This is a genomic window from Rhizobium lusitanum (assembly GCF_014189535.1).
GTDB classification, from domain to species: domain Bacteria; phylum Pseudomonadota; class Alphaproteobacteria; order Rhizobiales; family Rhizobiaceae; genus Rhizobium; species Rhizobium lusitanum_C.
The window spans coordinates 2,008,596-2,019,616 of the sequence record NZ_CP050307.1; the positions used below are offsets into that span (position 1 = coordinate 2,008,596).

Below are 11,021 nucleotides of genomic sequence, written 5' to 3' on the forward strand. Positions count from 1 at the left end.
GGAGCCTTGGGAGGGGTACGGCATGGCAGAATATCTATTGGGGCTCGATGCCGGCAACACCGTCATCAAGGCGATCATCTTCGACCGGGAGGGCAACGAAATCGCGGCGGCGGCGGCAGAGGGTCACAGCCGGATGCCGTGCCCCGGGCATGTGGAACGCGGGCTCGACGAACTCTGGGCGAATGCTCACAAAGTCATCCGCACCTGCATCGAGCAGGCGGGGATCCGACCCGGGGATATTGTCGCCGTTGGCTGTGCAGGTCACGGAAACGGACTTTACGCGCTGGACCGTGACGGGCAGCCGTTGCTCGGTATTCAATCTCTGGATACGCGAGCAGCTGCTCTCGTCGAGGAATGGCAGGCGCAAGGCGTTGGCGACCTCACCTATCCCATTGGCCAACAGCGGCCGTGGCCATCGCAGACGCCGACATTGCTTGCCTGGCTGAAACGGCACCGGCCGGAGACCTTTGCCAAGGTCGGCACGATTTTCCTGTGCAAGGATTTCATCGTCAACCGCTTGACCGGTACTCGCGTCAGCGAGGTGTCCGACATGACCGGCTGCGGCTTGCTGCATGTCGCCGATCGCCGTTACGATCGGACATTGATGGAGGCTTATGGTCTCGGCGACTGCATGGAACTTCTGCCGCCGTTGATCGAAAGCGCCGATATCGCGGGACGGATCACAGAGGAGGCCGCCAGTCAAACCGGGCTTGCCGCCGGGACGCCGGTCGTCGGTGGACTGTTTGACGTGATTGCTTCCGCCATCGGCTCGGGTGTCACCCGGACGGGTGCCGCCTCGATCATCGCCGGAACCTGGAGCATTAACCAGGTTATCATCGACAAGCCGCATCTAAACAGCCCGGTTTTCATGTCCTCCACCTTCGACCGGGAACGCTATATGGCGATCGAGTCAAGCGCCACCTCGGCGGCAAATCTTGAATGGCTGGTGCGCGAATTCTTTTCCGACACTCCGACGGATGGTCGCTCACCCTTCGATGTCTGCGGCGAGCTCGCCGCCACTATTGAGCCGGCTACGGATGACCCGCTCTACCATCCCTTCCTCTATGGCGCGCAGCAGAACGGCAATGCCCGCGCCGGCTTTTATGGCGTTGCCGGTTGGCATACCAAGGGGCATCTCGTGCGCGCCGTCCTTGAAGGCGTCGCTTTCGGTCACCGTGAGCACATAGAGACAATGCGCAGGGCAGGAGCCGTCTTCGACGAAGCGGTGCTTTCAGGCGGCGGTTCCCGAAGCTTGATCTGGCCGCAGATATTTGCCGACGTTCTGGGCCTGCCTGTGTCGATCGCGCGCTCGCGCGAGACCGGGGCGCTCGGGGCGGCGATCACGGCAGGAACAGGTGCCGGTATCTTCGCGGACTTTGCCGCAGGCGCGGCCTCGATGGTGCGGATGGAGCGCAACTACGCTCCGAACCGGCGCCTGGAAGGCCACTATGAACGGCGTTACGGCCTTTACCGGGATATCGCCGAGGCGATGGCCCCGATCTGGCGGCGCCTTGCCTCAGGGGCCGAACAGGTAGCAGGAGCCGTGAAATGAGCGAATCTCCAAACGAGGCGGTCATTGATGCCGGTTCCTACGACTTCATCATCGTCGGAGCGGGGTCGGCCGGCTGCGTGCTGGCCAACCGTCTCTCCGCAAATCCGGCAAACCGCGTCCTGTTGCTCGAGGCGGGTGGCAGCGATCGATATCACTGGGTGCATATCCCGATCGGTTATCTCTTCTGCATGGGTAATCCGCGCACGGATTGGATGATGAAGACCGCCGCCGAACCCGGGCTCAACGGCCGATCGCTTCCTTATCCGCGTGGAAAGCTGCTCGGTGGCTGTTCCTCGATCAACGGGATGATCTACATGCGCGGGCAAGCTGCCGACTATGATGGATGGCGGCAGGCGGGCAATGCCGGATGGGGCTGGGACGATGTGCTGCCGTATTTTCTCAAGTCGGAAGACAATTACCGAGGAAAATCGGCCATGCATGGGGAAGGCGGGGAATGGCGTGTCGAGCGACAGCGCCTTTCCTGGCCGATCCTCGATGCCTTCCGGGAGGCAGCGGCGGAACTCGGCATCCCGAAGACGGATGATTTCAACGGCGGCGACAATGAGGGGTCGGGCTATTTTGAGGTCAATCAGCGCGGCGGAGTGCGCTGGAACACCACCAAGGCCTTCCTGCGCCCGGCAATGAAAAGACCCAATCTCAGGGTCCTGACCGGTGCGGAAACAGAAAAACTTCAGCTCGATGGCCTCCGGGCCACCGGCGTCCGGTTTCGAATGAATGGCAAGCTTCATGCCGCGCGTGCCGGAGGTGAAATCATTCTCTCGGCCGGAGCGATCAACTCGCCAAAGATATTGGAAATCTCGGGGATCGGCGGGCCTGGCGTATTGCAGGCCGCGGGCATCGACGTGGCTCATTCGCTGCCCGGCGTCGGCGAGAATTTGCAGGATCATCTGCAGATCCGCACGGTCTTCCGCATCGAGGGCGCAAGGACGCTTAACCAGCTCTACCACAGCCTCTTTGCCCGCGCAGGCATGGGGCTTGAATACGCCTTTCGCCGCTCCGGCCCGCTTTCCATGGCGCCGAGCCAGCTCGGCATCTTTGCAAAGAGCGATCCATCCCTGGCGACGGCAGACCTTGAATATCACGTCCAGCCCCTCAGCGCCGACAGGCTGGGCGAGCCGCTGCATCGTTATCCGGCCGTGACCGTATCCGTTTGCAACCTCCGTCCGGAGAGCAGGGGAACAGTTCACGTAAGTGGTCCGAACGTCGCGGCCACACCGGACATAAAGCCGAATTACCTATCGGCCAGCCGAGATCGCATCATAGCGGCCAAGTCGATCCGCCATGCCCGCAGTCTCATGCAGACAAGCTCGATCTCAGCCTTCGCCCCAAAGGAAATGCTGCCAGGCACGGAGTTCCAGAGCGACGAAGAACTGATCCGAAGGGCTGGCGACATTGCGACGACGATTTTCCACCCTGTCGGCACCTGCAAAATGGGCAGCGACGAAAGCGCGGTTGTCGACGCCCGGCTGCGCGTACACGGCATTGGCGGACTGAGGGTCGTTGATGCTTCGATCATACCGAATATCGTTTCAGGCAACACGAATTCGCCGGTCATCATGATCGCCGAGAAGGCCGCCGAGATGATTGTCAATCAAGTGTGAGATCCCGGCATATGCCCAAGCGACAGCAGGCACCCGCATGAGGTAATCACCGAACTGAGGCATCCTGAAAACCGGACAAACTCTTGAGAGAACGGCTGATCCTCGAGAAACTGACAATGAGAATGGCGGGCGATTCAGTTGACCTGGCAGACACAGGATCAGGTGCCCGAAGAAATCCAGCAAAACCGCGACGTCACCGTTACCGCCATTCGCAACATCTTGCTGCTGGGCGGCCGTGATGTAGGGGACTAAACATCCAAGAGCGGAAACGCGATATGGCTGTCATTCCAGCGGATACAGCACCTAAACCTTGTTCAACCCTGCAAAGATTTCGGCGATATCCGTCTCCCGAACACTATCACCGACGTACCAGCTCAACGTGTCGTAGAAGCCGAGGAAAGAGCCCTTGGTCTTCGTAAGAAGCGCCGTGGCTTCCGCGCCGGTGATTGAAAGCTTGGCGACAAAGAAGGCGACGAGAGCGGCCTCGGCCTTCGGATGGGCAAACACCAGCGCCGTCGGTGAGTTGGGCAAAAGCACAGGCAGTGCTCGGCGCTCCGACCGGCATGGCAAAGTGACCTCCTGACGGATATCACGCGACGATGCCCCCGCTTCTATGACGAAAGCTTCCGCATCCAGCACCCACGCGGAACGGGCGGCGTCGAAATATTGGAAGTCGCGCTCAACGAGCGCAAGCGTCACCGTCTTCGCTTCACCGGGTTCCAGATGCAGTTTGACGAAGGCTTTTAGTTCACGGACTGGGCGCTTCAGGCCGGGTTTGAGCGGACGGACGTAAAGCTGAACGATTTCCTTGCCCGCGACCGATCCCGTGTTGCGTATGGTGACGCTCGCCGTACAGGCCACGCCCGGCGCGATCTCCTGTGCATTGATCACGAGATTCTCATAGCTGAATGTCGTGTAGCTGAGGCCATGCCCGAACGGGAACGCCGGGGCGATGGCCTTGAGATCGTAGTAGCGGTATCCGACGAAGATGCTTTCGCTGTAGAGATGGCGCCCCTGTTCGCCGGGATAGGTGTGCCAGCCGGGAATGTCCTGTATCCGCGCGGGCATGCTGGCAGACAGCTTGCCGCATGGGTTCTGCTCGCCGAACAGAATGCGGGCAATCGCTTCGCCACCGCCCTGCCCGGTATAGAAGCCGGCCAGCACCGCATCGACGTCGCCGAGCCAGGGCATTTCGACGGCATCCGGCATGGAGAGCACGACGACAACCTTGCGACCGGCTGCAGCCAGCGCATGGATGAGAGCATCGTGGCTGGCGGCCAGTTTTAGCGTATCGCGATCGTTGCCCTCGCCGTGCCGGCTCTTCTCGTTTTCCGCAAACACCACCGTCGCATCCGCTTTCGATGCTGCCTCGACAATCGCGTTGATCGACGCCTCCATCTCGACGTTGGCGGCAGATGCGAATGGCAGGTGCTGTACGTTGAAGTCTGCCCCTGTTCGTTCGGTAATCTGGGCGAAAGGACTATCGACGCGATAGGGGTTGGTCGTGGCGGAACCGGAACCCTGGATGACGGGCAGAACGGCGCCATCGCCCACGATGAGAAGCCGCCTCGTTTTTTTGGGGTCAATCGGCAGCACTTTGCGTTCGTTGCGCAACAGCACGATAGATTCCGCTGCGATCACCCGTGACAGGGCATGATGTTCCTCCAGATCGGTGGCGGTGTGAAGCCGCTCATGGGTCTTGCACTTGCGCAAGAGTTCCAGCACCTTCGCACAGGCTGCGTCCACCGTTTCCTGGGGCAAATTACAGGCTTCGATCGCCGCGCGCAGACGCGTCTTGCGCGGTTGGCTCTCCGGCATATCGAGATCCGTCCCGGCAAGAAGCGCCGCGCCACGGTCTTTGATCGCGTGCCAGTCCGACACGACAAGCCCGTCATAACCCCATTCTTCCCGCAAGACAGTGGTGAGGAGCCACCGGCTTTCGGCAGCCTGGACGCCGTTCAGCAGGTTGTAGGAACTCATGACGGTCCAGGGCGCACTCTTTGCTATCGCGCGCTCGAAGCCAGCCAGATAGATTTCGCGGAGCGCCCTTTCATCGACGTCGGAGCTGGTCGTGGTTCGCTCCATCTCGGAATTGTTGCAGGCAAAATGCTTCAGTGAGGCACCGACTCCATTGTCCTGCAGACCCGAGATGACAGCTGCCGCCAGATCGCCGCTGATGACGGGGTCTTCGGAAAAATATTCGTACGCGCGGCCGGCCAGCGGGGTGCGCCTGATGTTGATGCCGGGGCCGAGCAGCAGATGAACGCCGAAATTCTGGCATTCCGCCGCCAATGCGGCCCCCATGCGATAGGCTAGATCGACATCCCAGGAGCAGCCGAGCAGGTTGCCGTTTGGAAAGCACGTAGCAGGCCGGGTCGTGCCGAACATGCCGCCTGATGCGTCAGCCTGTTGTTCGACGAGCTGCAGGAATGCCTGCAGGCTGTCCTCGTCGCTGTCGCCGGCGTCGATCTGTGTGGTCGAGTAGCGAACGCCATAAGCGCCATCGGTCATAACGATCGATGGAATCCCAAGTCTTTCGATCCCGGCTGTTTTCCAAAGGCCGCGTCCACTAAGGAGATCGACCTTTTCGTCAACCGTCATTCGGCCGATGATCGACTTGATTTCGTCGTCGCTGGGCTGAAACATGATTAGTCTTTCGGGTTCTAAGCTGCAGCCGAGGGCCGCTCAGCAGATCTTCTGAAGCAACTCGATCAGCATCATGCGCTCTGCAAGCGTCAGGGTGCTTACCGTTTCCTGCGAAATCTCAAGCGCGATCGACAAATTGCGCGCCACCGTCGCCTCGCCTTCGGTCGTCAGCCGCAAGACCAGACGCCGCGCATCGGCCACATCCGGCGCAGTATGAACAAGTCCGCGCTTGACGAGGCGATCGACGACGCCTTTGATGGTCGCCATATCCATCGCCGTCTCGCGGCCAAGATTGCCCTGCGAACAGGGCTGAAGATCCTTGAGCTTGACCAGCGCTGCCCATTGGGTGGTGGTCAGCCTCTCCGCCATCAGGCTTGCGAAGATTGCCACATGACGCTGGTTGGCCTGTCGCAGGTAGAAACCGATCTGCTCGTCAAGAGCGTATTCGACTTGCTGGCCTTTCTCATGGGCAGTCGATGAAGATGCAGCTGTCGGCAAACCGGCTTTGTCTTTGAACGGAACGTCCATCGGATCTCCCAAATTTCGCTGTTCGCCTCTCCGAGCAGCACCGCCGCAAGATTTATGATCGCCATAGATTCAGGATGGCTTCGGTCGACAAAATTTCAATCTGCTCGGAAAGCCTTGGCGCCAAAATTTCCAGAATGACCGAATGCGCGGTCCTGTCGCCGCTTGCCAATGCGTCTTCTGCGAGAATGACGCGATAGCCGGCATCGACGGCATCGAGAACGCTTGCGTAGACGCAGACGTCAGTCTCGACGCCCGAAAAGATCAGCGTGTCGATACCTGCTGCTTGCAATCGCTCCGCAAAACCGGGCGCTCCGAAAACCGAATAGGTCTCCTTGTCGATGATGGAGCCAGGGCCAGCGATCGCCGCAAGCTCCGCGACGAGATCGAGCATCGCAATGTCCAATTCATCAACCGTCACAGCCGCCCAGCGACGATAGTAATTCTTCCACCGGCCCTTGGCGCTCTCCGCGTTTTGCGAAACGATAAAGCGGGCAAAGACCGTATCGGATGGCCTCGCTTTGCAGAGCGCCAGCACGTTCGGAAGTATCTCCGCAAGCGCCGGCGTGCGCCACGCCGTTTCCTCAGCAAAGAGCCGCTGCATGTCGATGACGACATGCAGCGTGTTGTTCGAGAAGGGCGCGGTTACCATGATCAGTTCGCCACCGGAACCGAATGTTCCGGAGACCAACTCAAGGTAATGGTGTCGCCATCGCTCAAAACCTTACCGTCGCGGTTCTGCGCAAACAGCTTGAGCGGCAGGCCATCCGGGGTCTCCAGGAGATAGGACAACACCGGCCCGGCATAGATGACGGTAGTGATGCGAGCGGTCAGGCTGTTGCCATCCGTCGGTCCGGATGCAATCGACATCTTTTCCGGGCGGACGGCCAGCGTGACCTTCGAGCCATTGGCGGGCAGCGTCCCCGTGGTCCTGACGACCGCGCCATCGCCGAGGCGGACGGCGCCGTTATCGACCGTACCGCTGAGGAAATTCGAATCGCCGAGGAATTCCGCCGCAAAGCGCGTCAGCGGTCGCTCATACACCGTTTCCGGCTCGCCTATCTGGACGATACGGCCCTTGTCGAGGATGGCCACCTTGTCGGACAGCGTCAATGCTTCTTCCTGGTCGTGGGTCACGAAGATCGTGGTCAGCCCGCTTTCGCGCTGGATGCGCAGCAATTCGACCTGCATCTCCTGACGGAGACGCCGATCGAGCGCAGACAGCGGCTCGTCGAGGAGCAGCACGCTCGGCTTGATGACGATGGCGCGCGCCAGCGCCACGCGCTGCTGCTGGCCGCCGGAAAGCTGCTTGGGCGTACGCTCGCCAAAGCCCGGAAGACGCACCATCTCCAGCGCGCGGTCGACTTCCTTGCGGGCTGCCGCACCCTTGATGCCGCGCCGTTCGAGGCCGAACGCAACGTTCTGGGCGATCGTCATATGCGGAAACAGCGCGTAGGACTGGAACATCATGCCAATGTTCCGGCCCCAGACTGGAATGTCTGTCACATCCTTGCTGCCGATCGTAACCACGCCCTGATCCGGCTTGATGAAGCCCGCGATGATGCGCAGAAGCGTGGTCTTGCCGGAACCCGACGGTCCGAGAAGGCTGGTGAAGGAGCCTTCCGGAAACTCGACGCTGATGTCGGCGAGGACGGGCGTGGTGCCATAGGTCTTGGCGACGGAATCGACTTTAACGTTTGTCACGGGTGTCTCCGGGCTTGGCGAAGCGCGCGAAAATCAGGATGATCGTCATCGAGCCGAGCAGAAGCACGGTCGAGATTGCATTGATTTCGGGGGTGAAGCCCTTGCGGATCGAGGAGTAGATCTGCACCGGCAGCGTGGTGTAGCCGGGCGTTGCGAGAAAGTAGGAAATCACGAACTGGTCGAGCGATACCGCGAAGGCGAACAGCGCAGCGCCCAGAATACTCGGATAGAGCAGCGGCAGCGTCACCGAGAAGAAGGCGTGCACTGGCGTAGAGCCAAGGCTCATCGCTGCTTCTTCCAGATCGGAACGAATGGTCCGGAAACCAGTGCCGACCACTAGAACCACGTAGGGGATGGCGAGTGCGACGTGTCCGATCAGCAAGGCGTGCATGCCGCGCCCGATGCCGCTCCAGTAGAAGAAGATCAGCATTGCCGTGCCGGTGATCAGCCATGGGATGGCGATAGGCGGCAGCAGCATCAGTTGCAGCAGGCTCTTGCCGCGGAATGTCCTGCGCGACAGCGCCACCGAGGCCATGGTTCCGAGCGTCGTCGCCAGCACAGCCGTGATCGTGGCAATGATGATGCTGTTCAGGCCGGCGGTCAGAAGCACAGTGTTGCTCCACAGCGCCTGATACCACTGCAGCGAAAAGCTGAACGGCAGTTCGTAGAGCGGCGATGCGTTGAACCCCATCGCCATCATCACGAGAATGGGCGTGTAGAGGAAGATCAAAATAGCGACGAGATAGATACGTCCAAGCGGTTTCATCATCCTCTCCTCAAGCTGCCGTGCCACGGCGCAGCACGCCGGAGAAGGTTGCGAAAATAGCGAGTACGACGGCGAGCAGCGTAAAGGACAACGATGCACCCAGCGGCCAGTTGAAGGCCTGCGTGAACTGGTCCTCGATCACCGTTCCCATGGTGACGCCGACACGACCACCCAGGATGCGCGGCTCCATGAACGAACCAATGACAGGGATGAAGATCAGGACGGACCCGGAAATCAGGCCGGGAGCCGCGAGCGGCACCAAAATCTTGAACAGAATGGTCCACCACCGCGCGCCGAGGCTCGATGCAGCCTCTATGATCGCGTCGTCGATAGCCACCAGGGCGATATAACAGGTCAGGATCATGTACGGCAGATAGCCGTGAACAAGACCGACCACGATGGCATAGCGCGTGTAGAGAAAGCCGATCGATCCGGCGTCGGGCGCAATCATATGCAGCAGGTTGTCGAGGAAGCCGTTTTCCCTGAGCACCATCGTCCAGGAAAAGACGCGCACAAGACCGTTGGTCCAGAAGGGCAAAAGGACCAGGATCAGCAGCATTTCACGCGTCTTGCCGAAGGTTGAGCGGACCAGCGCGACGGCGGCGAGAAAGCCGAGTACGGCGCAAAACAGCGTTGTCCAGAAGCCAATCAGCAGCGACGTGATACCGATACCGACCAGATAGGGTTGATCGATGAAGGCGCGGTACTGTTTCAGCGTAAAGACGATAGGGGCTTTGCCCATCGGGGTTGCCGACATGAAGCTGAACACGAACATGGTCAGCAGCGGCAGGAACACTGCAAGCGTCAACCACCCGTACGTCGGAAGCAGCAGAGCAGTCGTCGAAATCCATGACGGAAGCGTCCACCGGCTGCGCGGACCCGAAGGTCCGCGCTCTGACGCCGATGTCAGTTGATCATTCTGCATAGAAGGCTTTCACTTCCTGCCACGCATTGTTGAAGGCTTCGCGGCGATCGTCCGGCAGAGCCGACATGATGCCCATCGTCTTCAGATATTCAGGCTTGTGCACCTGGCGGCTGAGATCGTCGGCCGGCAGCGCAGCAAGAGCGGCCGAGTTCGACGAAGCCGGTGCACCCACTTTCGTTGCCCATTCGACGTAGAATACCGGATCGATCATCCAGTTGGCGAAAGCAAGGGCGCCTTCTGCATTCGGAGCCGATGCCGGGATACCGAGACCGTCGACCCAACCGATGCCGCCTTCCTTGGGAACGACGAACTGAACCGGAAGCTTCGAATTGCGCTTGGAGCGCACCGAACCGCCAGACCAGAAGAGCGACAGATCGAATTCCTTGGCGGCGAACGACTTGTTCCACTGATCTTCCGTGGACCACAACAGCTTGACGTTCGGCTTGATCGACTTCAGCGCAGTCTTTACAGCGGCGAGATCCTTAGGATCGTTGATGTCCTGGCCGCTCATCAGCGCGCCGACGCCGATGTTGATGATGGGATCGTCGTCCATGGCAACGCGGCCCTTGTAGGCGGGATCAGCCAGAACGGCGTAGCTGTCTGGAACCGGCATGCCTTCGCGGATCGCCAGTGAGGTCATGCCCCAAACCCACGGCACTGCAAAACCCTTGCCGTCCTTGCTGAAGTTCGGATTGGAACGCAGGGCTTCATCGACGGTTGCAGCGTTCGGAACCTTGCTGAAATCGATCGGCTGAAGCAGGTCCTCGGAAGCGGCCTGGGCGCAACGCGCGGCGTTGAGAACAACGAGGTCGTAGGCGCCGGGATTGGTGCGCAGCTTGGTCAGCATTTCCGATTCGGAGCTATAGTAGTCGTGAACGACTGCAATGCCGGTCTTCTCGGTGAAAGCCTTGATGGACCACGCTTCATCCGTGCCATAGCCCTGCCAGTTCAGCACCGTGATGGAGCCAGCGGAAAATGCCTTGCGCGGCAGGATGGAGAAGCTGACGCCAGCGGCAAGCGCTGCGGACATCAACTTCATCGTGTTGCGTCTGGTGAGTTCAGTCATTGTTGTACCCCTCTTGAACATACACAGTTATGGATGATCGTGACCGCAGTCAGCGACCTCAACGGATCGGCTAGGCCGAAAACAGATGACGTGTCGTAAGCACATCAAATTGTTTGTATGCAAACTATAATCAGAGGTGGTCCAGCACTTGAAATACGCTTTTTTGGGCGAGCAAAAGCCTGCACCGCATATGGCGGAACATCATTTAACAACAA

General features: G+C 59.9%; 9 protein-coding genes. 2 read left to right on the plus strand and 7 right to left on the minus strand.

The window, feature by feature from the left end; all coding sequences use genetic code 11:
- The first annotated feature begins 22 nt into the window (after positions 1-22).
- Both HB780_RS12250 and HB780_RS12255 read left to right on the plus strand, forming a co-directional pair.
- The gene (locus tag HB780_RS12250) at positions 23-1,552 is read left to right on the plus strand and encodes an FGGY-family carbohydrate kinase (RefSeq protein ID WP_183688065.1); all 1,530 of its coding nucleotides are present in this window, start codon (positions 23-25) and stop codon (positions 1,550-1,552) included.
- A complete protein-coding gene (locus HB780_RS12255; RefSeq protein WP_183688067.1) occupies positions 1,549-3,174 on the plus strand; it encodes a GMC family oxidoreductase in 1,626 nt (541 codons plus the stop codon). The genes HB780_RS12250 and HB780_RS12255 overlap by 4 nt, the downstream gene beginning before the upstream one ends.
- 303 nt (positions 3,175-3,477) lie before the next feature.
- Here HB780_RS12255 and HB780_RS12260 read toward each other — a convergent pair whose 3' ends face one another.
- The 7 genes from HB780_RS12260 to HB780_RS12290 are packed head-to-tail and all read right to left on the minus strand — an operon-like array spanning position 3,478 to position 10,806.
- On the minus strand, positions 3,478-5,820 hold the full coding sequence (locus HB780_RS12260) for a beta-glucosidase family protein (protein WP_183688069.1): 2,343 nt from the start codon (positions 5,818-5,820) through the stop codon (positions 3,478-3,480).
- A 39-nt stretch (positions 5,821-5,859) separates the two neighbouring features.
- Positions 5,860-6,348 carry a MarR family winged helix-turn-helix transcriptional regulator gene (locus tag HB780_RS12265; protein ID WP_183688071.1) on the minus strand — a complete coding sequence of 163 codons (489 nt, stop codon included), beginning with the start codon at positions 6,346-6,348 and terminating at the stop codon, positions 5,860-5,862.
- A gap of 52 nt (positions 6,349-6,400) precedes the next feature.
- Positions 6,401-6,997: a cysteine hydrolase family protein gene (locus tag HB780_RS12270; RefSeq protein ID WP_183688073.1), complete on the minus strand. Its 597-nt coding sequence runs from the start codon at positions 6,995-6,997 to the stop codon at positions 6,401-6,403.
- 2 nt (positions 6,998-6,999) lie between these two features.
- The gene (locus tag HB780_RS12275; protein ID WP_183688075.1) at positions 7,000-8,049 is read right to left on the minus strand and encodes an ABC transporter ATP-binding protein; all 1,050 of its coding nucleotides are present in this window, start codon (positions 8,047-8,049) and stop codon (positions 7,000-7,002) included.
- Positions 8,036-8,815 carry an ABC transporter permease gene (locus HB780_RS12280; protein ID WP_183689705.1) on the minus strand — a complete coding sequence of 260 codons (780 nt, stop codon included), beginning with the start codon at positions 8,813-8,815 and terminating at the stop codon, positions 8,036-8,038. The genes HB780_RS12275 and HB780_RS12280 overlap by 14 nt, the downstream gene beginning before the upstream one ends.
- Positions 8,816-8,825: 10 nt before the next feature.
- Complete coding sequence (locus HB780_RS12285) at positions 8,826-9,740, minus strand: ABC transporter permease (RefSeq protein ID WP_183688077.1); 915 nt, start codon at positions 9,738-9,740, stop codon at positions 8,826-8,828.
- Positions 9,730-10,806, minus strand: a complete 1,077-nt coding sequence (locus tag HB780_RS12290) for an ABC transporter substrate-binding protein (protein ID WP_183688079.1) — start codon at positions 10,804-10,806, stop codon at positions 9,730-9,732. Before HB780_RS12290 ends, HB780_RS12285 begins: the two co-directional genes overlap by 11 nt.
- Positions 10,807-11,021: the final 215 nt, after the last annotated feature.

Excerpts from the sequence above, each read along its gene's own strand:
- HB780_RS12280 (WP_183689705.1), bottom strand. The coding sequence starts at position 8,815 with ATGAAACCGCTTGGACGTATCTATCTCGTCGCTATTTTGATCTTCCTC.
- HB780_RS12260 (WP_183688069.1), bottom strand. The coding sequence starts at position 5,820 with ATGTTTCAGCCCAGCGACGACGAAATCAAGTCGATCATCGGCCGAATG.
- HB780_RS12265 (WP_183688071.1), bottom strand. The coding sequence starts at position 6,348 with ATGGACGTTCCGTTCAAAGACAAAGCCGGTTTGCCGACAGCTGCATCT.
- HB780_RS12290 (WP_183688079.1), bottom strand. The coding sequence starts at position 10,806 with ATGACTGAACTCACCAGACGCAACACGATGAAGTTGATGTCCGCAGCG.
- HB780_RS12285 (WP_183688077.1), bottom strand. The coding sequence starts at position 9,740 with ATGCAGAATGATCAACTGACATCGGCGTCAGAGCGCGGACCTTCGGGT.
- HB780_RS12255 (WP_183688067.1), top strand. The coding sequence starts at position 1,549 with ATGAGCGAATCTCCAAACGAGGCGGTCATTGATGCCGGTTCCTACGAC.
- HB780_RS12270 (WP_183688073.1), bottom strand. The coding sequence starts at position 6,997 with ATGGTAACCGCGCCCTTCTCGAACAACACGCTGCATGTCGTCATCGAC.
- HB780_RS12250 (WP_183688065.1), top strand. The coding sequence starts at position 23 with ATGGCAGAATATCTATTGGGGCTCGATGCCGGCAACACCGTCATCAAG.